Raw genomic sequence first — 23893 nt, forward strand, 5'->3', positions numbered from 1 at the left:
GCCCCGGCGCGCGGCGCGTGGGTCAGCGCGGGACGACCACGACCGCGTTGCCGACCCTGCGCTCGGTGGGCGCGGCCGCCTGCCAGCTGTCCATCGGACGGTTGTAGAGGGTGCCGTTGACGAGGAGGGTGGTGTCGCCGCCGGAGCCGAGGCTCAGGGCGTCCTTCGCGCCGAGCCACTTCATGACGGCCGCGGCCTCGGGCACGGTGACGCCGACGCTGGTCTGCGGCAGCCGTCCGTCGATGGTGACGAGCAGCAGTTCCCCGGTCGCGGTGACCCCGGCGAGGGTGCGGGGGTGGCGCTGCACGATGCCGTTGGTGGCGACGTTCGTGTCGGGGTTGAGCAGCCCGTTCGCGTCGGCGTTGATCATGATCTCGCCGTCGCGGACCAGAGCGGGCCCGCCGCCCGCGACGGCGGACAGGGCGGAGCCGCTGACCGCCGCGCCCCGGGAGTCCGTGATGCTGGTGCCGGGCTTGAACGCCTTGCCGAGCTCGCTGTGGTCGCGCAGCCACCGCGCCCCGGCGCCGATCCCCTGGAGGACCCGCCCGCCCGCGGGGACGGGGCCGCCGGCGGGGCTGCGGAGACCGGTGACGACCCAGCTGCCGTTCATGAGCACGTCCACGCTGTCGCCCGTCGGCTGGGAGGGCGTGTCGACGCCCCACTCCGGGCGGAACACCACGATCTCGTCGGGATCGACGCACAGGATGTTGCGCACCGGCCGCAGTTCCAGGACGAGTTGGCCCTTGGCGTCGCGGCGCCGGTCGTCGCCGACCCCGCCGCAGCCCACGTTGCGTCCCGGCATCCGGTTGATCCCGTCCACCACCCGGGTGACGCCGTCGGGCGCGGTCACCTGGGTGCGCGTGGTGATCTCGTCGACCCGGACCCGGGCCCCGGTGCCCTCCAGGATCAGGGCGGTGCGCCCGTTGTTGGCCTCGCTGAGGAGGTCCTTGCTCCGCACGTAGAGTCCTTGCGGATCGCCGTCGTACCCGGAGAAGGCGGGGTTGTTGGTCGAGTCGATGTCGAAGTCGGAGCCGTTCACGGCGACCAGCGCCCCGGCCGCGGCACCCATGTCCCGCACCGTCTCGGCGCGGGCGACATCGGCGCCGTGGACGGCCTTGAACGTGAGGGCGGCGGAGGGGTCGACCCTCATCACCCGGACCTCCCAGGGACCCCGGCTCGGGTTGCCGTCCTGCGCCGTGTAGACCGTCCGGGCGGTGAACCCGGCCGCCTGGAGCGACTTCAGCTGCGCCCCGGCGTCGGCGTACCGGTCGGGGGCGAAGGAGCCGACCCGGACCATGTACTGCGTGGGCAGCCCGGCGCCGACCCCCGGACCGGCGGGGAGCGCGACCGAGTCCACGCGGCCGGTGAAGCCCTTCGCCAGCAGGTCGGCGACGACGGCGTCGGCGTTCGCCTTGAGGCCCGCCGTCCAGGTGGCGGGCTGCCTGACGAGCACCTCGACCGACCACACGTCGGTGGCCTCGCCCTGGGTGTACTTCTCGTACGTGATGCCGGGCGCCGGCGTCTGGACGGGCTTCGCGACGGTCTCCAGGTCGCCGGGCCCCAGGGGCATCCGGCCCGTGGGCGCCGCCGTCTCCGCCCGAGCGGTCGCGTCGGCGACGGCGGCGCCGGTGGCGGTGGTGGCCGTGGCGGGCGCCAGGGTGACCAGCGCGGCGAGCGCGACGCTCAGACCGGTGATGCGGCGTATTCGATTCACTCTCGGAACTCCTCGGACAGGCGGTGAAGACGGCACGGGGAGGACCAGCGGTCCACACAGACCACGAAGACCGCGGAGACCAGCGCACTTCGCGGATCACGCGGACCGCGCGGTCGAATGATCCCTCCCCCGCCCGCATCCTACGAAGCCGCCTCGACATGATCACGTCACCCCGCTCGGCAAAGGAACCGTCCGGACATGACGACTCCTCAGCCCGGCACCGCACGCGAAGCCGCAGGTCAGACGAGCGGGCCGGACCTACGACCCGCGCCGCACGGGACCTTGGTCCCGGACGGCGGCCCTCCCGCGTGGGGTACGGTCGAGGGGTCGCCGCGCGGTGGACGTCCTGGACTCCCGCGCCGCACCCGCTGTGCGGTGGGCGACGGGCATACCGGTGCGAGGCGAGGAGGTGTTCGGGATGAGTCCCGAAGGAAGTCCTCGCCCCACCCTGCCGGCCGGCTGACCCCGACACGTCCGCCACCGGGGCCCCGCGCCCGGCCCGTACCGGCTGTTCCCCAGCGTCGCCTCATCGCCGCCCCGCCCCGCACGTGACCTCCTGACGAGCGCGCGCCCGCGCGCCCCCGTCCGGTGAACCGGCTCCCGATCCGCCCCCGCGCGGACCCTTCTCGGTGCCCGCGTGCGCACGACCGTCCGTGACCCGGCGTGCCCGGAACCGCGGAGGGAGGATCCGTCATGACCCTGTTCACGCCCCAGAAGCTCGCGCCGCCGGGCCGGGGCACCCGTATCCGCCGTGAACGCGAGGCGGCCGAACTGGAGGCCCGTACCCGCCGGGTCGCCGCCCGGCTCGTCGCCATCGCCGGACACCCGGGCGACCGGGTCCTGCGGGAGTTCGCCGCCACCCACAACGGACTCACACGGGGCGAGGCCGCCGCGCGCCTGGAGCGCCACGGCCCGAACACCGTCGCCCGGGAGCGTGCGCCGCGCTGGTACGTCCAGCTCGCGAAGGCGTACGCGAGCCCCTTCGTCGCCGTGCTGGCCTTCCTCGCCACCGTCATGTTCTGGCAGGAGCCCGCCGACCCGGGTGTCGTCATCCTGTCGGTGATGGTGCTGGTCAGCGGCCTGCTGCGGTTCTGGCAGGAGTACCGCTCCGGCCGGGCGGCGGACGCGCTGGCCCGGCTCGTCACGACGACCGCCGCCGTCGTGCGCAGGGCCGGCCGCAACAGCCTGCCGACGCCGTGCGAGGTCGGCATGGACCAGATCGTCCCGGGCGATCTCGTACGGCTGGCCGCCGGCGACCTGGTCCCGGCCGATCTGCGGCTGATCGCCGCCAAGGACCTGATGGTCGCCCAGGCGGCCCTGTCGGGCGAGTCGCTGCCCGTGGCCAAGGACGACATCCGGGGCGTGGACGACGGCCGGCCGGAGGTGACCGACCCGGTGGAGGCCGGGAACCTGTGCCTGATGGGCACGTCGGTGACCTCCGGGACGGCGACCGGGCTGGTCGTCGCGACCGGCTCCGACAGCTACTTCGGCTCGATGGCGGGCGCGCTCGCCGGCGAGCGCCCGCGGACCGGCTTCGACGACGGCGTGCGCCGGGTCAGCTTCCTGCTGCTGCGCTTCATGCTGGTGATGGTGCCGGTCGTGTTCGCCGTCAACGGCCTGACCAAGGGCGACTGGGACGCGGCCTTCCTCTTCGCCGTGGCCGTCGCCGTCGGCCTGACGCCCGAGATGCTGCCGATGGTCGTCTCCGCCAACCTGGCCCGGGGAGCGGTCGCGATGGCGAAGCGGAAGGTCGTCGTCAAGCGGCTCGACGCGATACAGAGCCTCGGCGCGATGGACGTGCTGTGCACGGACAAGACCGGCACGCTGACCGAGGACCGGATCGTCCTCGACCGCTCCCTGGACGTGCGCGGGGACGAGGACCGGGAGGTCCTGGCGTACGGCTACCTCAACGCGCACTTCCAGACCGGGCTGCGGAACCCGATGGACCGGGCGGTCGCGGCCCGGATCGACGAGGCCGAGGAGGTTGTCGTCGACGCGCGGTTCACGCTGGTCGACGAGATCCCCTTCGACTTCGCCCGACGCCGTATGTCCGTGGTCCTGAACCGCAACGGGCTGCTCGAAGCGGATCCCGGAGCAGACCCTGGAGCGGGCCTCGGAGCGGGGCTCGGGCGCCCCGAGCACGTCATGATCACCAAGGGCGCGGTCGAGGAGGTGCTGGCCCTGTGCACCCGGATGCGGGACGGGGGCGAGACCGTCGCGCTCACCGAGCGGCTTCGGCAGGACGCGGCCCGGGTCGCGGAGGAGCACAACCGGCAGGGGCTGCGCGTGCTCGCGGTGGCCGCCCGGGCGCTGCGGACACCGCGCGACACGTACGGCGTGACCGACGAGTGGGACCTCACGCTGATCGGCTTCCTCGCGTTCCGCGACCCGCCGAAGGCCGACGCGGCCGAGGCGCTGCGGGCGCTCGCCGACAAGGGCGTGAGGGTGAAGGTCGTCACCGGCGACAACGAGCTGGTCGCCGCGCGGGTCTGCGCGGACGTCGGCCTGGACGTCGGCAGGGTCGTCACGGGCGCCGAGCTGGACGGCCTGGACGAGGCGGAGTTGCGCGAACTGAGCTCCCGAACCAGCGTGTTCGCGAAGGCCGACCCCGTACAGAAGGCGCGGGTCGTGCGCGCGCTGCGGGCGGAGGGCCACACGGTCGGCTTCCTCGGCGACGGCGTCAACGACGCCGCCGCGCTGCGGGACTCCGACGTCGGCGTCTCGGTGGACACGGCCGTGGACATCGCCAAGGAGTCGGCCGACGTGATCCTCCTGGAGAAGGACCTCACCGTCCTCGAACAGGGCGTGGTGCAGGGGCGCACGACCTTCGGCAACACCGTCAAGTACATCAAGACGACGGCGTCGTCGAACTTCGGGAACGTCTTCTCGGTCCTCGTCGCCGGCGCGTTCCTCCCGTTCCAGCCGATGCTCGCCGTGATGCTGCTCGTGCAGAACCTGGTGTACGACTTCGCCCAGTTGGCGACGCCGTGGGACCGCGTGGACGAGGCCTACCTGCGGAGGCCGCGCGACTGGGACGCCAAGGGGATCGGGCGGTTCATGCTGGTCATCGGCCCGATCAGCTCGGTGTTCGACATCGCGATGTTCCTGGTGATGTGGCACGTGTTCGCCGCCGACACCCCGGCGGAGCAGGCTTTGTTCCAGTCCGGCTGGTTCGTCGAGGGGCTGCTGTCGCAGGCCCTCATCGTCCACGTGATCCGCACCCGCGAGATCCCGTTCCTCCGCGGCCGGGCCTCGTGGCCGGTGCTGGCGATGACGGCCCTGGCGATTCTGACCGGCCTGTACCTGCCGTTCTCGCCGCTCGCGGACAGCCTGGGCCTCGTGGCCCTGCCGGCCGCGTACTTCCCGTGGCTGATCGGGGTCCTGCTCGCCTACTGCGCGCTGACGCAGGCGGTGAAGACGCTGTACATCCGCCGCTTCGGGACCTGGCTCTGAAGACGGGTGACGAGAAAGAACCCACGGACGGCGGCGGACATGGCAGGCTGTTGGTCATGGGCATGGCCGTGAGCGGTAGTGCGCGAGCAGGGGTCGGTGCCGTCGGCCGGGGGAGCGCGTGGACGTTACGACGCTGATCCTCCTGGGGGCGGCGGGCGGGCTGCTGCGCGGGGCGCTGGACGTGTACGCGCGGTTCGTCTCCTGGCAGGAGGACCGCCGGGCACACCGGCGGTCGGCCGCGGAGGGAACCTCGACGGGCGAGGCCCCTCGGTTCCCGGCCTACTTCGACCCCGCTGTCGATGCCGTCGCCGCCGTCGTGCACGGGGTGATGGGGGCGGGTGCGGCGGTCCTGTTCGGGACCACGGGCCAGATCAGCGGCGGGTACGCCGCCCTGGTGGTCGGCATCTCGGCCCCGATGCTCCTCACTCAACTGGGGCGCGTGCAGACGGTGAACGAGGCCGTCACCGGCGAACGTCAGCCGGCCGCCCCGGCCCCGGAACCCGCGCCACCGCCACCGCCACCGCCGGGTGAGAACCAGGCCGCCCCGGAACAGGAGGGCCGGGAACAGGACGGCCGGCCCGCTGTTCCACCCGGAGCACCGCACTCCCCCACCGTCCCCGCGCGCGCGGTGCGACGGCCCGCCGCGACGGATCCCCTCACCCCCGATCCCTCGCCACGATGGCGGCAGGGGCCCGTGCTCGGGGAGGAGGGACCGTGACGCACCATCCGCACCTGCTGACCGAGGACCGCCCCGACTACGAGCGGATCATCGACGAGGTGCTGCGCACCGCCCACGAACGCCCGGAGCTGTCGGCCCTCGTCGGGCGCCGCGACGCCGAGCGGGTGCGCACGCTGGCCCTCACCGCCTCCGGCGTCATCAACGCGGCCGCGGCCGTCGAGTACGACCGCTACGTGCGCGTACGAGAGCACCACCGCGGCTCCGCCCCACGCTCCCCCGCCCCGTCCACCGCTCCCGCCCGAGGATTCGCGGCCGCCGTGCTGGGGGGCGGACGCCCGGCGGGCACTGAGGTGACCCCCGCGCGCTGGGCGCGGATGTCCTTCGGCCGCCGCCTGCTCGCGGCGCTGCTCGGGCTCCACGTACGCCCGGAGACACCGAAGGCGCCGAGGGCACCACGGGCGCGCGGGATCCGGAGGCCGACGGCGCCGCGTGCGCACCCCCGCACGCCCCGCGAAGATCCTGCCGAGACGCGGTACGGGGCGGGAGTCCCGGCCGTCGTCGCCGTCCTCGCTCCCGCGTTGGCGGGGACCGCCGCGCTGATCTTCCTGCTGGTCGGCTACGTCCTCACGGTGCTCGATCCAGCGTCGTCCTTGGCCAGCGCCCTGGTCCATACGGGCTGGTGGTGCGCGGCGGTCGCCGGGGCGGGCACCCTCGTCGCCGTCGTCGGCCTCGTCGTCACCGCCCTGCGCGCGGGACCGCCGCCACCGGCACCCGAGCGGGACGACGTGGCCGCCGCCCGGGACGCCTGGCGGAACGCGCTGCTGGAACGCGGCATCGTCCCCTTCCTTCGCGTCGCACTCGACACGGATGGGGATACGGGCGCGGGTACGGATAAGGGCACGGGGCCGGGCACGGGCACCGATGCGGGCGGCCCCTTCTCCGGTCCCGATGCCCGTTCCACGCGGCGCACGGCCTCCCACCCGCTCAGGCGCCTCCCGGCCCTGGGCTCCCTTGAGCCCGACTTCGCGAGCCCGGACTTCACCGCTCCCGGCCAAGCCGAGGGGTCGGAGCCCCGCCCGGAATGAACCACCCGCCCCAGGAGCCCGCATGACGCACTCCGTCCGCCCGCTCCTCACCGGCCTCGGCCGGAATCCCGAGGCCCCGAAGGCACCCTGCTCCGCCCGGCCGCGCACCCGGCCGGGCAGACCGGCATCCTCCGGCGGCCCGGGGTGGTCCCCGACGCCGTGGTGGAAGCCGTGCTGCGCCATGAGCCGGGGGCCGCCGCCAGGCTCCGGGGCGCGCGGCTCTCCCCCGCGACGCGCCGCACGATCGCCGGCCAGCTGCTACGGACACCGGCGCTGCCCCGGACGCGTACCCGCGGATGGCGGTCGCGCGCGGCCGGCGCACCGACGCCGAACCGAGGGCGCGGCTGTACGCACTCGTGGAGGCCGAGCTGGATCCCGGCGACGGCACGGCGCGGGCGGCGTTCCACTGGGACGTCGGCGAGGCCGAGTGGCTGCGGCCGCTGATCGTCGAGCACCCGTGCTGTCCCAAGGGCCGGATCCGCCACCTCGCGGACGCGGCCGATCCGCACGTCCGGGCCGTGGCGCTGCGGGACCCGGGGCTGCCGCCCGCCGACCCCGCCGGACCGACGGGACACGGCGGGGACTACGGAGAGGCTCAGCCCTCCTCGGTCCTACTCGGGCCTACTCAGGCTTCGCGGCCTTCGCGGCCTTCTCCGCCTTCTCGGCGTGGAGCTCCTTGATGCGGACGGTCTCCTTGCGGACGTCGGCCTGCGTGGCGCGCTCCTTCTGGAGCCACTCCGGGTTCTCGTCCTTGATCGCGTCGATCTGCTCGGTGGTGAGGGGCTCCGTGATGCCTCCCCGGGCCAGGCCGGAGATGGAGACGCCCAGCTTCGCCGCCACGACGGGGCGCGGGTGCGGACCGGTGCGGCGCAGCTCGCGCAGCCACTCCGGCGGGTCGGTCTGGAGGGCGTTGAGCTCGGCGCGGGAAACGACGCCCTCGCGGAAGTCGGCGGGGGTGGCGTCGAGGTACACACCCAGCTTCTTCGCCGCGGTGGCGGGCTTCATCGTCTGGGCGGTCTGGTGCTGCGTCATGCTGACAAGAATATCGGGCGGGTGCGCCTTCGCCGACCACGGCCGGTAATCTGGGCAGGTGACAGGCTCGGACACATCCCCCACCCCCGCTCCCGCCCCCTCCCGTTCCTCCGGTTCTCCGGCTTCCCCCGCATTCCGGCTCGCGTACGTGCCGGGGGTGACACCCTCGAAGTGGGTGCGGATCTGGAACGAGCGGCTGCCCGACGTCCCGCTGGAGCTCGTGCAGGTCGAGCCCGCCGAGGCGGAGGGCCTGCTGCGGGAGCGGAAGGCGGACGCGGGCTTCCTGCGGCTGCCGGTCGACCGTACGGAGCTGAGCGCCATCCCCCTGTACGTCGAGACGACCGTGATCGTGGTGCCCAAGGACCACGTCGTGGCGGCGGCGGAAGAGGAGGTGGCGGTCGAGGACATCGCCGACGAGATCCTGCTGCACCCGCTGGACGACACCCTCGGCTGGGAGGCGCCCCCGGGCCGTCCCGCGTTCGAGCGGCCGGCGACCACGGCGGACGCGATCGAGCTGGTGGCGGCGGGGATCGGCCTGCTGGCCGTGCCCCAGTCGCTGGCGCGCCTGCACCACCGCAAGGACCTCACATACCGGACGCTGACCGGGACCCCGCAGTCCCAGATCGCGCTGTCGTGGCCGGAGGACGCCACCACGGAGCTGGTGGAGGACTTCATCGGGATCGTGCGCGGCCGCACGGTGAACAGCTCGCGCGGGCGGCGTCCGGAGGAGAAGGACCGCAAGCCAGGCACGGCGGCGAAGCCCCAGCAGGGCCGCCGACAGGGTGCCGGGCAGAAGCAGGGCGGCGGGCAGAAGCCCCAGGGCGCGGGCGGGCGGCGCAAGCCGGCCGGGGGCGCGGCCCCCAAGAGCGGACGCTCCGGGAAGCCGCGCCGCCGGTCCTAGGGCCCGTCGTCAGACGGCGGACCAGCCGCCGTCCACGGGCAGCACAGCCCCGTTGATGTTGCTCGCCGCGTCGGAGGCGAGGAAGACGATCGCCTCCGCCTGGGTCTCGGCCCCGGCGGGCTGTCCGACGTTGCCCATGTAGGCGCCGAGGGCCTGCGGCCCGGCGGCCTCGGGGTCGAGATCGACCCGGATGTTGGTGAGGGTGCCGCCGGGGGCGACCGCGTTGGTACGGATGCCCCGGTGCCGGTAGGTCACCGCGAGCGACTTGGTGAGGCCGACGACGCCGTGCTTGGCCGCGGTGTAGGCGGCACCGGCCGCGGAGCCGCGCAGTCCCGCCTCGGAGGCGGTGAAGACGACGGCGCCCTTGCCCGCCGCCAGCATGTGCGGCAGGACGGCCCGGGTCAGCAGGAACGGCGCCGTGAGGTTGATCCGCAGCAGGCGCTCCCACTCGGCATCGGACACGTCGGCGACGGCGGACATGCTGTCCATGATCCCGGCGTTGTTGACGAGCACGTCGATGGTGCCGTCCGGTCCCCCGGCGTCGAGGGCGGTGGCGACCAGCCGGTCGACGACCGCCTGATCGCTGAGGTCGCCGACGACGGCGACGGCGGTGCCGCCGGCCTCCTCGATCAGCGCGGTGACCTCGGCGGCGGCGTCGCCGTTCAGGTCGGCGACGAGGACCCGGGCGCCGCGGGCGGCGAAGGCGAGGGCGGTGGCGCGGCCGATACCGGAGCCGGCCCCGGTGACGACGGCCGTGCGGCCGGCGAAGTCCTGGGGGTGGGTCATGAGGGTGGTGCTCCGTTCCTGGTGCTCGTGCTGCTGGTGCCGCCTACCGGTGTCGCTTGGGCCGCACGGGTTGCTCGTGGCGCCGCTCACGCCGTGGTCGCGTCCGCCGCCGGGGCGGGGCGCGGCTCGGCGACGGGGGCGGCGGCCGGACGTACGGGAATGAGGGCGGCCACGGCCGAGGCGGCGAGGGCCACGCCGCCGCCGATCAGCAGCGCGATGCGGAAGCCGCTCTCGGACGGCAGCGCGTGACCGCCGAAGTCCGTGGTGAGCTGGGCGAGGACGACGCCGATGACGGCGGCGGACACCGAACTGCCGATGGACCGCATCAGGGTGTTGAAGCTGTTGGCGGAGGCCGTCTCGGCCTGCGGGACGGCTCCCATGATGAGGGCGGGCATGGCCCCGTACGCGAGACCGACACCCGTGTTGCAGATGAGGGTGACGATGAGCAGGCCCCAGGTGGTGCTCATGAGGAGCAGTGAGGAGAGGTAGCCGACGGCGATCACGAGGCTGCCGACGGAGAGGGTGACCTTGGGGCCGCGGGCGGCGGAGAGCTTGGCGCCGAGCGGGGCGAGGACCATCATCATGAGGCCCGCCGGGGCCATCCACAGGCCCATGGCCATCATCGACTGACCCAGACCGTAACCGGTCGCCTCGGGCAACTGCAGGAGCTGCGGAACGACGAGCGACTGCGCGTACATGGCGAAGCCGACCAGGATCGAGGCGGCGTTGGTCATGAGGACCTGCGGCCGGGCGGTGACGCGGAGGTCGACGAGCGGGTCGCGGGTGCGCAGCTCGTACCAGCCCCAGGACAGCAGGACCACGGCCGAGGCGCCGAACAGGCCGAGCGTGGTGGCGCTGCCCCAGCCCCACACGGAGCCCTTGGAGACCGCGAGCAGCAGGGCGACGAGGCCGCCGCCGAGCCCGAGGGCGCCGAGCAGGTCGAAGCGTCCGGCGACTGGGGCGATCCGGCCGGTCGGGGCGACCAGCCAGACGAGGACGCCGACGACGAGGCTGAGGGCGGCGGCGACCCAGAACAGCACCCGCCAGCTCGCGTGCTCGGCGACGGCGGCGGAGAAGGGCAGGCCGAGGGCGCCGCCGACGCCCATGGAGGCGCTCATGAGGGCGATCGAGGAACCGAGCCGCTCGGGCGGGAGGACGTCCCGGAGCAGGCTGATGCCGAGCGGCACGACGCCCATGCCGAGGCCCTGGAGTCCGCGCCCGACGACCATCGGGACGACGGAGCTGGACAGGGCGCAGACGACGGAGCCCGCGATGAGCGGGACGGTCGAGGCGAGGAGCAGGCGCCGCTTGCCGTACATGTCGCCGAGGCGGCCTGCGACGGGGGTCGCCACGGCGGCGGCGAGCAGGGTGGCGGTGATCACCCAGGAGGCGTCGGAGGCGCTGGTGTGGAGCAGCGCCGGCAGGTCGCCGATGAGGGGGACGACGAGCGTCTGCATGAGCGCGGCGACGATGCCGGCCAGGGCGAGTACGCCGACGATGCCGCCGGCGCCTCCGGTGCGGGCGGCTGGGGTGGGGGCGGACATGGTTCTCTCCTCGGTCGGCGTGTGCCGTTCGCCGGGGCGCCGGGCGGCGTTCGGGCGATGCGTCGGGGGTGGGGCATTGTGCAACGTACACACGTTATGCATCATGCACAAGCGATGCAACCTGCATATGCTGTGCGATACGCCGCGAACCGAACCCGACGGAACGGAACGGAACCGAACCGAACCTCCTCTCTGCTCCGTACGGATCCGCACCGCTCCACACCGCGCGGCCCCCGCCCGCGAGCCGCCCGCCCCGCCACATCGCCGTGACAGGACCCCGATGAACGACCCGACCCACGCGACCGACGTGACCGACGCGACAGACGAGATCGGCCCGACCACGCCGACCGCGCAGGCCGAGCAGGCCGACCCGCAGGCCGAGCCGGAGGCCAAGCCGACCCATCTGGTCGAGTTCGAGACCATGCTCCTCGGGCGGCACTCGCACCTCAGCACGCCCCGCCCCCGGGCCTCCGGATGGCACCTCGACCGCAGCGCGTACGTCCTGCTCAGCCGGATCCGCATGGACGGCCCGCTGTCGATCAGCCAGCTCACGGACGCCTTCGGGCTGGACGCCTCGACGCTCAACCGCCAGACCGCGGCGATGCTCCGCGCCGGGGTCGTCGAGCGCATCCCCGACCCGGATGGCGGCATCGCCCGCAAGTTCCGCATCACGGAGGAGGGCGAACGGCGCCTCGACGCCGACCGCGCCTTCAACATCCAGGGGCTGGAGCGGGTCCTGGAGCACTGGACCCCCGAGGAGGTGGCCGGTTTCGCCGCCGCCCTCCAGCGTTTCAACCGGGACATCGAACGCCTCGACGGGCGCCCCTGGCCCCGCCCCTGAGACTCCGGGGGCGGGCCGTCACGGCCGGGCACCCGCCCCCGGGCGGGCCGGACTCAGCCCGGATCGAGCGGAAGCCCCGTGTAGTTCTCGGCGAGTTCGGCGGCGGCGTGCGGGGAGCTCGCGACGCGGTCGAGCTGGGACTGCTGGAGGCGGGTGTCGAAGGGGGTCTGGGCCGGGTCGGCGTGCAGGGTCGTGGTCATGAAGTACGAGAAGTGCTCGGCGCGCCAGACCCGGCGCAGACAGGTGTCGGAATAGGCGTCGAGGAGGGCGGTGGAGCCGGTCTCCTTGAGCCGGGCGAAGGCGCGGGCCAGGACGATGACGTCGGCGGCGGCCAGATTGAGGCCCTTGGCGCCGGTCGGCGGGACGATGTGCGCGGCGTCCCCGGCTAGCAGGATCCGGCCGTACCGCATCGGCTCGGTGACCGAACTGCGCATCGGGAGCACGGACTTCTGGGTCACCGTGCCCCGCTTGAGGCGCCAGGCGGGGTCGGCGCGCAGGGCGAGGCGGGCGTCGAGCTCGTCCCAGACCCGCTCGTCGGGCCAGTCGGCGGGGTCGGTTCCGTTGGGGACCTGGAGGTAGAGGCGGCTGACGGAGGGCGATCGCATACTGGCGAGGGCGAAGCCGCGCTCCGAGTGCGCGTAGATCAGCTCCTCGTACACGGGCGGCGCCTCGGCCAGGATGCCGAGCCAGGAGTAGGGGTACGTGCGCTCGTAGGTGCGGCGCTCGCCTTCGGGGACGGCGTTGCGGGTGACGCCGTGGAAGCCGTCGCAGCCGACGACGTAGTCGCAGGTCAGCGTCTGTTCGCGACCCTCGTGGGTGTACCGGACGAGCGGCCGGTCGGTGTCGGCGCCCTCCACGGAGGTGACCTCGGCCCCGAACAGCAGCGGGCCGCCCTCGGCGCGCTGGAGGGCGATGAGGTCCTTGACCACCTCGGTCTGCGCGTAGACCCAGACGCGCCGGCCGCCGGTGAGCGACGGGAAGTCGACGCGGGTGGCGCGGCCGTCGTGGCGCAGCTCTATGCCGTCGTGCGGAATCCCCTCGACGTCGAGCCGGGCGCCCGCGCCCGCCGTGCGCAGCGCGTCGACGGTGGCCTGTTCGAGGATCCCGGCCCGCTGCCGCTGTTCGACGTAGGCGCGGTCACGGCTCTCCAGGACGACGCTGTCGATGCCCGCCCGGTGCAGCAGCCGGGCGAGGAGCAGGCCGGAGGGGCCGCCGCCGATGATCCCGACGGTGGTGTGCATGGAGTCTCCCCTGTTTCATATCCGTTCGCATAGTGAAGAGATCTTCACTATATTGGGAGTGTGGGCGCGGCCGGGCACCCGTGTCAACGGGCCGCCGCGCCCCTCGGCCGGCACGTTCACTACGGTGGACCGGAGATCCACGACGGGGAGCCCATGTCACCGACCACGCACGACACGACGCCGGCCGCGCCGCCCGAGGCCGTCACCCCGCTGCTGCGCGGGATCGACGTGCTGCGCCGGCTCACCGGCGCCGACGGACGGATGCCGGTCGGCGAACTGGAGCGCGCCACGGGGCTCGCCCGGTCCACGGTCGACCGGATCACCGGGACGCTCGCCCGGATGGGGTACGTACGGGTCGAGGGGCGCGACATCGTCCTCGCCCCCCGGCTGCTGGAGCTCGGCAACTCCTACCTCGCCGCCGTCCGCCTGCCGGACCTCCTCGGCGCCCGCGCCGACGCCCTCGCCGACGCGCTGGACGAGTCGGTGTCGCTCGCGGTGGCGGACGGCGACGGCATCCGCTTCGTCCACCAGGCGACACGGCGGCGGGCCATGTCCGTGAGCTTCCGCATCGGCGACCCCCTGCCGGCGGAACGCACCGCCCCCGGGGCTTTGTTCGCCTCCGAGTGGAACGAATCCCAGTGGGCTGGGTGGGCCGAGCGGACCGAGCGGGCCGGACAGACCGAGTGGGCCGCGTGGGCCGATCCCGCGTACCCCGCCCTCCTGCCCCGGCCCGGGGCGGCCGAAGGCTTCGAGGCGCGGGTGGCCGAGGCGCGACGGCGGGGCTGGGCGGTCGACGACCAGCTGATCGAACCGGGCCTGGTGGCCCTCTCGGTGCCGGTGCGCGGACCCGACGGGCGGATCGCCTGCGTGCTGAGCGCCGTCAGCCACACCAGCCGGCACGACGCCGCCGCGCTGCCGGACGCCCTGCTGCCGCGCCTGCGGGAGGCGGCCGACGGCATGGAGCGAACGCTCCGCGAGGCTCCCCCCGCCTCCCCTGCCTCGCCCGCCTCCCCTGCCTCGCAGGCTCCCCCGGCGACTGGGACAGGGACAGGGACGACAGGGCTCGCCGCCTGGACCGGGGCGTCGAAGCAGGAGCTGGGCCGGGAGTTCGTGGAGTCGCTGGCGCGGGGGCTGACGGTGCTGACGGCCTTCGGCGAGGGCCGGGAGGCGCTGCCGCTGACGGCTGTCGCCGAGGCGACCGGACTCGCCCGGGCCACCGCGCGCCGGGCCCTCATCACGCTGGAGCACCTGGGCTGCGTGGCGGCGGACGGGCGCGCCTTCCGACTCACTCCGCGCGTGCTGTCGCTGGGCTTCCCGCCGCTGTCGCGTACGACCCTGACCCGGATCGCCCAGGTGCACCTGGCCGCGCTGGCCGCACGGGTGCGCGAGTCCGCCTCGCTAGCTGTGCTGACGGGCGACGAGGTCCAGTACACGGGCCGGGTGGAGACCACACGCATCATGAACGTCCACATCACCATCGGCACCCGCTTCCCCGCGTACGCCACCTCCATGGGCCGCGTCCTGCTCGCCGGGCTCGACCCCGAGGACCGCGCGGACCGCCTGGCGCGCACCGAACCGGCCCCCCTCACCCCGTACACGGTCACCGGCCGCGCGGAGCTCGACGCGCTCCTGGAGGAGGTCGGACGGCGGGGATACGCGCTCGTCGACGAGGAGCTGGAGGTCGGCCTGCGCTCGATCGCCATGCCGGTGCGGGACCGCGCGGGCACGGTCGTCGCGGCGGTGAACGTGGCCCTGCACAGCGCCCGCAGGACCCGCGAGGAGTGCGTGAGCGAGGTGCTGCCGGAACTGTCCCGCGCGATCGCGGACATCGAGGCAGACCTGCACGTGACGGAGCGCTTCGCCCGGGTCCCGACGTTCTGAACGCCGCCGCCCCCGCCCCGCCCCGCCCCCGGACAGCGGGTGAGGGCCGCACTCCCTGCCGGAGTGCGGCCCTCAGAGCGTGTCGTTACAGCGTGCCGTTACGAGGTCCAGCCGCCGTACGGCACGGTGATGAGCTCCATGAAGTGGCCCGCCGGGTCGATGAAGTACACGCCGCGTCCGCCGTCGTTGTGGTTGATCGTGCCGGGCTGCTTCCGATGGGGATCGGCGTAGTGCTCGATGCCGCGCCGTCCGATCTGCGCGTACGCCGTGTCGAACAGTTCCTCGGAGATGAGGAAGGCGTAGTGCTGAGGGGTGATGCTGTCCACAGGGATGGTGGCGAAGTCCAGGGTGACGCCATTGCCCAGGGCGACCGCGATGAACGGACCCCACTCGGTGGTGATCTCTAGATCGAGAAGGTCCGCGAAGAACTCGGCGGACTCCCGGTTGTCCCGGGCATGGACGATCGTGTGGTTCAACTCGACTGACATGGAATGCCTCCGACGGCATGTCCCGACACCTCCATGCCTCACCCAGCCGATGACCGACACGCGATGTCGCCGTCGATCATAGTCACCGTCGCCCGAATGGGAAGCCCTCGATTCTTGAAACGTGATCAAGTGATAGTGATGTCGGCTGCCGGAAGGGGCGGGCTGGATGCGCGCGGAGCGTGCCAAGCGGTGACTGATCAGTGACTAAGGGGCCGGGGGCGGGGGTTCCTCGGTCAGGGCGCGCTGGGCCACGGTGAAGGCGGCGTTCGCGGCGGGGACGCCGCAGTAGACGCCCGACTGGAGGAGTGCGGCGGCGATCTCGTCGGGGGTGAGGCCGTTGCGGCGGGCGGCACGGACGTGCAGGGCGAGTTCGTCGTGGTGGCCGTGGGCGACCAGGGCGGTGAGGGTGATCAGGCTGCGCTCGCGGCGGGAGAGGGTCGGGTCGGTCCAGATCTCCCCCCAGGCGTAGCGGGAGATGAAGTCCTGGAAGCGGGCCGTGAACGGGGTCTGCGCTGCCTGCGCCCGGTCCACGTGCGCGTCGCCGAGCACCTCACGGCGTACTTTCATTCCGCTCCGAGCGGAAGTCCCCGACAGGTGGGAGCGGAGCGCGGCGAGCACGTCCTCCGGGCGCTCGGCGGGGGCCAGATGGGAGGCACCGGGCAGTTCGGTGAGGGCGGCTCCCGGGATGCCGTCGGCGAGCTCACGCAGATGCGCGGGCGGGGTCGCGGGGTCCTCCCGGCCGGCGATCAGCAGGGTGGGCACGGTGATGTCCCGCAGCCGTTCCCGCAGGTCGAAGGCGGCGAGTGCGTCACAGCAGGCGGCGTAGGCGGCGGGGTCGGCGGTCCGGTGGTCCTCGACGAGGCGCGGCACGGTGAAGCCTGGTGTGAACCAGCGGGCCCCCGCCGTCGCCGCCAGCGCCGCGAGGCCCTCCCGCCGCACCGTCGCCGCCCGCCGCGTCCAGGGATCGGACCCGCCGAAGTGGGCGGAGGAGCAGACCACCGCGAGCTTTTCGATCCGCTCGGAGCGGAAAGCCGCCAGGTGGAGGCCGATCGCGCCTCCGAGGGAGACCCCGGCGTACGAGAAGCGCTCGGCACCGAGCGCGTCGGCCAGGTCGAGCACCAGCCCGGCGAGGTCGGCGACGGTCGCCCCGGGCCCGATGAGACCGGCGGGCGAGCGCCCGTGGCCGGGCAGGTCGAACCGTACGACGCGATGGGTGAGGGAGAGCTCGGGGGCGACGGCGTCCCAGAGGGCGGTGGAGGTGCCGAGCGAGGGCCCGAGGATCAGGACGGGCGCGCCGGCCGGGCCCTCGGCTCGGTGGTAGAGACTCATCGCGGGGTTCACCGGATTCGACGGAGTCAAGGGGGTCAAGGGGGTCACCGGATTCGACGGGTTCAAGGGGGTCAACGTCGCTCCAGGGCGCGGTCGGTGAGGTGTCCGGCCAGGCCGGTGGCTCGGGTGGGGTCGGTCAGCGCGGTCAGCTGGGCGGGGTCGGCCAGGCCGGTGCCGGCCAGTTCCGGTACGTCGGTGGCGGCCGCCTCGGCGAGGAGGTCGGCCAGCGCCCGGCCCTCGGCGCGGCTGCGGGCGGCCAGCTCGGCCAGCAGGGCGCGGGCCCTGGACCGTCCCAGGAACGGGGCGAGGGCGCCCGCGAGGCGTTCGGAGACGAGGAGCCCCCCGGTCAGGTCGAGGTGGGCCCGCATCGCCGGGGCGTCGACGCGGAGTCCTTCCGCGAGGGCCGCGGTGTGGTGGGCGGCGCCGCCGGTGAGGCGCAGCAGTTCGCGCAGCGGCTGCCACTCGGCGTGCCAGGCCCCGGCGGGCCGTTCGTCCTCGGCGGGCAGGCAGGCGTACAGGCTCGCGGCGAGGTGCGGGGCCCGCCGGGCGGCCGAGGCCACGAGGGTCGCGCGGACCGGGTTCGCCTTGTGCGGCATGGCGGAGGAACCCCCGCCCGTCCCTTCCCCGACCTCGGCGATCTCGGTCCGGGAGAGGGTGAGCACATCGGCGGCGAGCTTCCCCAGCGCCCCGGCGGTGAACGCGAGCGCCCCCGCGAGGTCGGCGACCGGGGTGCGCAGGGTGTGCCAGGGGAGGTGGGGCACGGCGAGCCCGAGCTCACGGGCGTACGCGGCGGGCAGCGCGAGCACGCGGTCGGCGTCGGGTTCGGAACGGTCGGGTTCGGAACCGTCGGGCTCCGAACCGTCGACCGCCTCGGCGAACGCCGCCAATGTCCCCGCCGCGCCGCCGAGTTGGGCGGGCAGTCCGTCCCGTACGGCGATCAGCCGGTCCCGCGCGTCCAGCACGAGGGAGCGCCAGCCCGCCGCCTTGAGCCCGAAGGTGGTGGGGACGGCGTGCTGGGTGAGGGTGCGACCGGGCATCGACGTGTCACGGTGGGCGGCGGCGAGGGCGGCCAGCGCCGCCTCCGTGCGCGCGAGGTCCGTGAGGACGGCCTCCAGGGTGCGGGCGGCCACCAGCATCGCGGCCGTGTCCAGGATGTCCTGGCTGGTCGCGCCCCGGTGCACGTAGGCGCCCCACTCCCCCGCCGCCGCGGTGAGGTCCGCCACGAGCGGGATCACCGGGTTGCCGCCGTCCAGGGCGCGCAGGGCGAGCGAGCGGGCGTCGAAACGGCACGGGTCCGCCGCCGCGTCCGTGACCGCGCGGGCGGCCTCGGCGGGGGCGGCGCCGAGGGCGGTCTGGGCCCGGGTGAGGGCGGCTTCGGCGTCCAGGAGGGCGCGCAGGAAGGCGGTGTCGTCGGTGGCCGCCTCGGCGGGCGAGCCCGCCCGTACGGGATCGAGCAGTCCGGCGTCCGGGGCCGCGGGCTCCGGGGTGGCGGGCCCGGTCACGGGAACTCCAGGAAGACCGTCTCGCCCTCGCCCTGAAGCCGGATGTCGAAGCGGTGGACGCGGTGCGGTTCCTCGGCGGCGACCAGGGTGGCGCGCCGGTCGGCCGGGAGGCGGTCGAGCAGCGGGTCGGGGCCGTCGCGGAGGTAGGCGCGGGTGTACAGGTGGTGCAGGAGGCCGCGGGCGAACACGGCGACGGCGACGTGGGGTTGGCCGGGGTTGCCGGGGGCCAGGGTGTGGACGGCGTAGTGGCCGTCGGCGTCGGTGGCGACGCGGCCGAAGCCGGTGAAGCGGGTGCCGTCGCGGCCGAGGAAGCCGCCGGTGACCGGGTCCCGGCGCAGCGAGCCGGGCGCGCCGGCGAGGGAGCCGTCGGGGGCGGCCTGCCAGAACTCCAGGAGCGCGTCGGGTACGGGTTCGCCGGCGCCGTCGCGTACGTAGCCGTGGAGGGTGACGCGGTCGGGGTGGCCCTCGGGCGCGAGGCGTTCGCCGCCGGGGAAGGGAAGGGCGTAGCCGTAGAAGGGTCCGACGGTGCTGGAGGCGGTGGGAGGCAGGGGGAGCATGGGTCGCATGGGTCAGTTTCCTTCCTCGGTCCAGGTGGCGGCGGGTCCGTCGAGCACGATGTCCCAGGTGTAGCCCAGGGAGAACTCCGGCTGCGAACGGTCGTGTTCGTACCGTGCGACGAGGCGTTCGCGGGCGGCGCGGTCGGTGACCGAGCGCATGATCGGGTCGTGGGCGAGGAGCGGGTCGCCGGGGAAGTACATCTGGGTGACGAGCCGCTGGGTGAACGCCGTGCCGAAGACGGAGAAGTGGATGTGGGCGGGGCGCCAGGCGTTGGTGTGGTTGCGCCAGGGGTAGGCGCCCGGCTTGACGGTGGTGAAGCGGTAGGTGCCCTGATCGTCCGTCAAGGTCCTTCCCACACCGGTGAAGTGGGGGTCGAGCGGAGCCGGGTGCTGATCGCGCAGATGGGCGTACCGGCCCGAGGCGTTGGCCTGCCAGATCTCGATCAACTGGCCCCGGACGGGCCGCCCGGAGCGGTCCAGGAGGCGCCCGGAGACGGTGATCCGCTCGCCGAGCGGCTCGCCCGCGTGCGCGCGGGTCAGGTCGTTGTCGGTCTCGGTGACGTCGGTGGCCCCGAAGACGGGCCCGGTCAGCTCGACGGCGTCGGGGTCCCCCGCACCGCCCACCGGCACGAGCGGCTGCCGGGGGTGGCGCAGCAGGGAGCTGCGGTACGGGGCGTAGTCGCGCGGCGGGTGGTGCCGGGGCGGGGCGCCGGAGGCGAGGGCCTGGTCGTACGCGTCCTGGTGGGCGGCGATCTCGGCGTCTACGCGCGCCTGGGTGAGGTCGGCCATGAAGGCTCCTGGGTGGATCGGGGGAGGCGGGGGGGCGGGGCGGGCGGCGGGTCAGGCGGGCCGCGGGGCGGGGGCCGGGACGTGTACCGTTGCCGCCGTCTTCGCCGCGACCTCCTCCGCCGTCACGCCGGGGGCGGTCTCGACGAGGACGAGTCCGTCGGCGGTGACGTCGAGGACGCAGAGGTCGGTGATGATCCGGTCGACGCAGGCGCGCCCGGTGAGCGGCAGGTCGCACTCCTCGACGAGCTTCGGGGAGCCGTCCTTGGCGGTGTGCGTCATGACGACGATGACCGTGCGGGCACCGTGGACGAGGTCCATCGCGCCGCCGATGCCGGTGACCAGACGCCCGGGCACGGCCCAGTTGGCGAGGTCGCCGCGGGCCGAGACCTGCATGGCGCCGAGGACGGCGACGTCGATGTGACCGCCCCGGATCATGCCGAAGGAGAGCGCCGAGTCGAAGAAGGAGGCGCCGGGCAGGACGGTGACGGTCTCCTTGCCCGCGTTGATGAGGTCGGGGTCGACCTCGTCTTCGGTGGGGTACGGGCCGGTGCCGAGGATGCCGTTCTCGGATTCGAGGACGACCTCGACCCCGGCGGGGAGGTGGTTCGGGATGAGGGTCGGCAGGCCGATGCCGAGGTTGACGTACTGTCCGTCGCGCAGTTCGCGGGCGGCACGGGCGGCCATCTGCTCGCGGTTCCAGGTCATGCCGGGTCTACTCCGTCTCGTGCGTCATGGGGGTCTCGTACGTCACGGGGGGCCGCGTGCTCTGCCGACGCCGACGCCGCCGACGCCGCCGTCGGCTCGGAGGTCGTGCGCCGTTCGGAGGTCGTGCGGCGTTCGATGCCCTTCGCGGCGGCCTGGGCGGGGGTGAGGGCGACGACGCGCTGGACGAAGATCCCGGGGAGGTGGACGTGGTCGGGGTCGAGGGCGCCGGGTTCGACCAGTTCCTCGACCTCGGCGACGGTGATCCGGCCGGCCATCGCGGCGAGGGGGTTGAAGTTGCGGGCGGCGGCGTGGAAGACGAGGTTGCCGTGCCGGTCGCCCTTGGCGGCGCGGACCAGGGCGAAGTCGGTGCGGATGGCGTGCTCCAGGACGTACGGGACGCCGTCGAACTCCCGTACCTCCTTCGCGGGCGAGGCGAGCGCGACCCCGCCACGGCCGTCGTAGCGCCAGGGCAGTCCGCCGTCGGCGACCTGTGTGCCGACTCCGGCGGGCGTGTAGAAGGCGGGGATGCCGCAGCCGCCGGCCCGCAGGCGTTCGGCGAGGGTGCCCTGCGGGATCAGCTCGACGTCGAGCTCGCCCGCGAGGTACTGGCGGGCGAACTCCTTGTTGGCGCCGATGTACGAGCCGGTGACGCGGGCGATGCGGCCCGCGGCGAGCAGGACGGCGAGGCCCGAGTCCATGGCACCGCAGTTGTTGGAGACGACGCCGAGGCCGCCCACGCCGCGCTCGTGGAGCGCCTGGATGAGGACGTTCGGCACGCCGCTGAGGCCGAAGCCGCCCACGGCGAGCGAGGCGCCGTCGGGGACGTCGGCCACCGCGTCCGCGGCGGTGGCGACCACCTTGTCCATAGGGAAGCCCTTCGTTCCGGTCCGAGCGAAACGAACGCGGGACAGCTGCTCCCCCACGGACGTCGCCGACTGCGACAATTAGTCAGTGCACTGAGTATCTGCATCGACCCGGGCATCGTCAACGGGTCGAGGGCAGCAGGTTCGGGGGCGGGTATCGTTCCGTGCACCAACGAATGGCAGCGGGAGGCGCACTCATGGCCGCGGTGGACCTGACCACGCACCCCGGGCATCTCGCCCGGCGGCTCCAGCAGGGGCACCACCTGCTGTGGACGACCATGGTGTCGGAGGAGATCACCTCCCCCCAGTTCGGCGTCCTCAACGCGCTGCTGACCGAACCGGGACTCGACCAGCGCACGCTCGGCGAACGGGTGGCGCTCGACCGATCCACCATCGCGGAGGTCGTCGGGCGGCTGACCCGGCGCGGGCTGCTCGACAAGGTGCGCGACCCGGACGACGGGCGGCGCTCCCTGCTCCGGCTCACGGAGGACGGCGAGCGGACCCATCGGAGGCTGGCCGTCCGCACGGCCCGGATGAACCAGGTCTTCCTCTCCCCCCTCTCCCCCGAGGAGCAGGCGCACTTCCTCTCCCTGCTCCGCCGCGTCTCGGACGCGGCGGAGCAACTGCGCACCCCGGCGGAACCGCCCGCCACGCCCTGACCCCTGGCCCCTGACTCCTGCCCCCAGCCCCTCGTGACCCGTGACCCGTGTCGGGTCCGGCCTCATCCGGCCCGATCAGCGTCAGGCGAGGCCCGGGGCCGCCGCCGCGCCGAGGAGGGCCGGGGCGGCCCGGTCGAGGACGGTCCCGATGCGCGCCCAGGTCTCCTCGTCGCGCGGTGCGGGGCCGAGCGTCCGGCCGTCGCCGGTCCCCCAGGAGCGGGCGAGCGCCACCGGCTCCGCTCCGGTGGCCGCCGCGGCGGCGAGGGCGGCGGCGCCGAGGGCGACGAGTTCGGTGGCGGCGGGGACCACGAGCGGGCGGCCGGAGAGGCGGCGCACGGTCTCGGTCCAGGCCCGGCCCCGCGCGCCGCCGCCGATCAGGCGCAGCGGCCGGTCCCGTACCTCGGGCGCGGCGGGGGCGAGGCCGCAGGCGGCGAGGAGTTCGTCGAGGGCGCGGAGCACCGTGAAGACGGCGCCCTCGTAGGCGGCGCCCAGAAGCGCGGGCGGGGTGGCGGCGTGGGTCAGGCCGGTGAGCAGCCCCGTGGCGTGCGGGAGGTCGGGGGTGCGTTCGCCGTCGAGGTACGGCAGGAGGACGAGGCCGTCGCCGGGCCGGGCGTCCTCGCGGTCGAGGCCGAGGAGGGTGGCGATCCGGTCGACGGCGAGGGTGCAGTTCAGGGTGCAGCCCAGCGGCAGGTAGGTGCCGTCGGTGGCCGCGAACCCGGACAGGCCGGGGCTCGCGGGGCGGGTGCGGGTGGCGGCGAAGACCGTGCCCGAGGTGCCGAGGCTCACGACCGGGTGGTCGAGGAGGCCATGGGCACCCAGGCCGAGGCCGACGGCGGCGGCCATGTTGTCGCCAGTTCCGGCGGCGACGGCGATGCCGGGCGGCAGGCCGAGGGCGTCGGCGGCGGTGCGGGTGAGCGAGCCGGCGCGGGTGCCGCCGGAGGGCGCGACAGCCGGGAGGAGCGCGGGGTCGAGGCCGAGGAGGGCGAGGATCTCCGGGTCGTAGCGGCCGGGTCCGGCGGCGGGGGCGGCGGGGCCCTTGAGATGGGGGCCAGGTCCGGCGGCGGAGGCTGTGGAATGGGGGCGGGATCCGGCGGCGGGGCCCGTGGAATGGCGGCCGAGTCCGGCGGCGGGGCCCATGGGAGGGCGGCTCGGGCCGGCGGCGGGGCCCGTGGAAAGGCGGCTCGGGCCGGCGGCGGGGTCCGTGGCGTACCAGCCGGTGCCCGACGCGTCGCCGGGGTCGGTGACGGCCTCGCCGCAGAGTCGCTCGGTGAGGAAGTCGTGCGGGAGCCGGACGGCGGCGGTCCGGTCCGCCGTGGCGGGGTCGTGCTCGCGCAGCCACCGCCACTTGGCGGCCGTCACGGCGGCGACGGGGACGGAACCCGTGCGGTCGAGCCAGCGTCCGGGCCCGCCGAGCGCGGCGGTGAGGGCGGCGGCCTGGGGCGCGGAGCGGGTGTCGTTCCAGAGCGGCGCCGGGCGGAGCGGGCGGCCGGAGGCGTCGAGGGTGACGAGACCGTGCTGCTGCCCGGCGACGGCGATGCCGGTGACGGCGGAGGGCGGCACGGCGGCCTCCTTCAGAGCCGCGGTGACGGCCTGCCCGAGCGCCGCCCACCACTCCTCGGGGTCGCTCTCGCGGGCCCCGCCGGTGCCGGTGACGGTGTGCGGCGCGCGGCCGACGGCGAGCAGGGCGCCGCTCTCGGCGTCGACGACCGCGGCCTTCGTGGACTGGGTGGAGCTGTCGACGCCGATGACCACCGGGCGTGCCGGCATGACCCACCTCTCCTTCCGGTTCTGTCCGTCGTCGTGGGCGGGCACTGGCGCCCGCCCCTTCCCCGACGGTATTAGTT

General features: G+C 74.3%; 20 protein-coding genes. 7 read left to right on the forward strand and 13 right to left on the reverse strand.

The annotated features are described in order from the left end of the window. Positions 1–22: 22 nt before the first annotated feature. A complete protein-coding gene (locus ACZ6J5_RS35235; RefSeq protein ID WP_469398026.1) occupies positions 23–1714 on the reverse strand; it encodes a phosphodiester glycosidase family protein in 1692 nt (563 codons plus the stop codon). A gap of 693 nt (positions 1715–2407) precedes the next feature. Here ACZ6J5_RS35235 and mgtA point away from each other — a divergent pair. From mgtA to ACZ6J5_RS35250, 3 genes are all read left to right on the forward strand, one after another. Then, entirely contained in the window at positions 2408–5167 is a 2760-nt protein-coding gene (gene mgtA, locus ACZ6J5_RS35240) for a magnesium-translocating P-type ATPase (protein WP_469398027.1), read from the forward strand. A gap of 118 nt (positions 5168–5285) precedes the next feature. Further along, positions 5286–5885: a hypothetical protein gene (locus ACZ6J5_RS35245; RefSeq protein WP_469398028.1), complete on the forward strand. Its 600-nt coding sequence runs from the start codon at positions 5286–5288 to the stop codon at positions 5883–5885. Beyond that, on the forward strand, positions 5882–6931 hold the full coding sequence (locus tag ACZ6J5_RS35250) for a hypothetical protein (RefSeq protein ID WP_469398029.1): 1050 nt from the start codon (positions 5882–5884) through the stop codon (positions 6929–6931). Before ACZ6J5_RS35245 ends, ACZ6J5_RS35250 begins: the two co-directional genes overlap by 4 nt. A gap of 621 nt (positions 6932–7552) precedes the next feature. On the opposite strand, the gene ACZ6J5_RS35255 is transcribed toward ACZ6J5_RS35250, so the two are convergent. After that, the gene (locus tag ACZ6J5_RS35255; RefSeq protein ID WP_469398030.1) at positions 7553–7963 is read right to left on the reverse strand and encodes a DUF5997 family protein; all 411 of its coding nucleotides are present in this window, start codon (positions 7961–7963) and stop codon (positions 7553–7555) included. A 58-nt stretch (positions 7964–8021) separates the two neighbouring features. On the opposite strand from ACZ6J5_RS35255, the gene ACZ6J5_RS35260 reads away from it, so the two are divergent. After that, positions 8022–8864 carry a LysR substrate-binding domain-containing protein gene (locus ACZ6J5_RS35260; RefSeq protein WP_469398031.1) on the forward strand — a complete coding sequence of 281 codons (843 nt, stop codon included), beginning with the start codon at positions 8022–8024 and terminating at the stop codon, positions 8862–8864. A gap of 9 nt (positions 8865–8873) precedes the next feature. Here ACZ6J5_RS35260 and ACZ6J5_RS35265 read toward each other — a convergent pair whose 3' ends face one another. Both ACZ6J5_RS35265 and ACZ6J5_RS35270 read right to left on the reverse strand, forming a co-directional pair. After that, entirely contained in the window at positions 8874–9650 is a 777-nt protein-coding gene (locus tag ACZ6J5_RS35265; protein WP_469398032.1) for an SDR family NAD(P)-dependent oxidoreductase, read from the reverse strand. Positions 9651–9736: 86 nt separating this feature from the next. Then, on the reverse strand, positions 9737–11194 hold the full coding sequence (locus tag ACZ6J5_RS35270; protein ID WP_469398033.1) for an MFS transporter: 1458 nt from the start codon (positions 11192–11194) through the stop codon (positions 9737–9739). Positions 11195–11615: 421 nt separating this feature from the next. Here ACZ6J5_RS35270 and ACZ6J5_RS35275 point away from each other — a divergent pair, with 421 nt between their 5' ends. Then, entirely contained in the window at positions 11616–12035 is a 420-nt protein-coding gene (locus ACZ6J5_RS35275) for a MarR family winged helix-turn-helix transcriptional regulator (RefSeq protein ID WP_469398057.1), read from the forward strand. Positions 12036–12088: 53 nt separating this feature from the next. Here the strand turns inward: ACZ6J5_RS35275 and ACZ6J5_RS35280 are convergent, their stop codons facing one another. After that, entirely contained in the window at positions 12089–13276 is a 1188-nt protein-coding gene (locus tag ACZ6J5_RS35280; protein WP_469398034.1) for a 4-hydroxybenzoate 3-monooxygenase, read from the reverse strand. A 153-nt stretch (positions 13277–13429) separates the two neighbouring features. On the opposite strand from ACZ6J5_RS35280, the gene ACZ6J5_RS35285 reads away from it, so the two are divergent. Next, entirely contained in the window at positions 13430–15157 is a 1728-nt protein-coding gene (locus tag ACZ6J5_RS35285; RefSeq protein ID WP_469398035.1) for an IclR family transcriptional regulator domain-containing protein, read from the forward strand. Between the two features lie 98 nt (positions 15158–15255). On the opposite strand, the gene ACZ6J5_RS35290 is transcribed toward ACZ6J5_RS35285, so the two are convergent. The 7 genes from ACZ6J5_RS35290 to ACZ6J5_RS35320 form a co-directional block, all read right to left on the reverse strand. After that, positions 15256–15645, reverse strand: coding sequence for a VOC family protein (locus ACZ6J5_RS35290; protein ID WP_469398036.1), 390 nt, complete (start codon positions 15643–15645; stop codon positions 15256–15258). A gap of 204 nt (positions 15646–15849) precedes the next feature. Next, on the reverse strand, positions 15850–16974 hold the full coding sequence (gene pcaDC / locus ACZ6J5_RS35295) for a bifunctional 3-oxoadipate enol-lactonase/4-carboxymuconolactone decarboxylase PcaDC (RefSeq protein ID WP_469398037.1): 1125 nt from the start codon (positions 16972–16974) through the stop codon (positions 15850–15852). A gap of 71 nt (positions 16975–17045) precedes the next feature. Next, positions 17046–18476 (reverse strand): 3-carboxy-cis,cis-muconate cycloisomerase, encoded by a 1431-nt coding sequence (gene pcaB, locus ACZ6J5_RS35300; protein ID WP_469398038.1) that lies wholly within the window; start codon positions 18474–18476, stop codon positions 17046–17048. Beyond that, positions 18473–19042: a protocatechuate 3,4-dioxygenase subunit alpha gene (gene pcaG / locus ACZ6J5_RS35305; RefSeq protein WP_469398039.1), complete on the reverse strand. Its 570-nt coding sequence runs from the start codon at positions 19040–19042 to the stop codon at positions 18473–18475. Before pcaG ends, pcaB begins: the two co-directional genes overlap by 4 nt. Positions 19043–19045: 3 nt before the next feature. After that, positions 19046–19822 (reverse strand): protocatechuate 3,4-dioxygenase subunit beta, encoded by a 777-nt coding sequence (gene pcaH / locus ACZ6J5_RS35310; protein ID WP_469398040.1) that lies wholly within the window; start codon positions 19820–19822, stop codon positions 19046–19048. Between the two features lie 51 nt (positions 19823–19873). Further along, positions 19874–20527: a CoA transferase subunit B gene (locus tag ACZ6J5_RS35315; protein WP_469398041.1), complete on the reverse strand. Its 654-nt coding sequence runs from the start codon at positions 20525–20527 to the stop codon at positions 19874–19876. Then, entirely contained in the window at positions 20524–21393 is an 870-nt protein-coding gene (locus ACZ6J5_RS35320) for a CoA transferase subunit A (protein ID WP_469398042.1), read from the reverse strand. Before ACZ6J5_RS35320 ends, ACZ6J5_RS35315 begins: the two co-directional genes overlap by 4 nt. 194 nt (positions 21394–21587) lie before the next feature. On the opposite strand from ACZ6J5_RS35320, the gene ACZ6J5_RS35325 reads away from it, so the two are divergent. Then, the gene (locus ACZ6J5_RS35325) at positions 21588–22049 is read left to right on the forward strand and encodes a MarR family winged helix-turn-helix transcriptional regulator (RefSeq protein WP_469398043.1); all 462 of its coding nucleotides are present in this window, start codon (positions 21588–21590) and stop codon (positions 22047–22049) included. An 81-nt stretch (positions 22050–22130) separates the two neighbouring features. Here the strand turns inward: ACZ6J5_RS35325 and ACZ6J5_RS35330 are convergent, their stop codons facing one another. After that, on the reverse strand, positions 22131–23816 hold the full coding sequence (locus ACZ6J5_RS35330; protein ID WP_469398044.1) for an FGGY family carbohydrate kinase: 1686 nt from the start codon (positions 23814–23816) through the stop codon (positions 22131–22133). Positions 23817–23893 lie beyond the last annotated feature (77 nt).

The organism is Streptomyces sp. NPDC042100 (assembly GCF_055582325.1).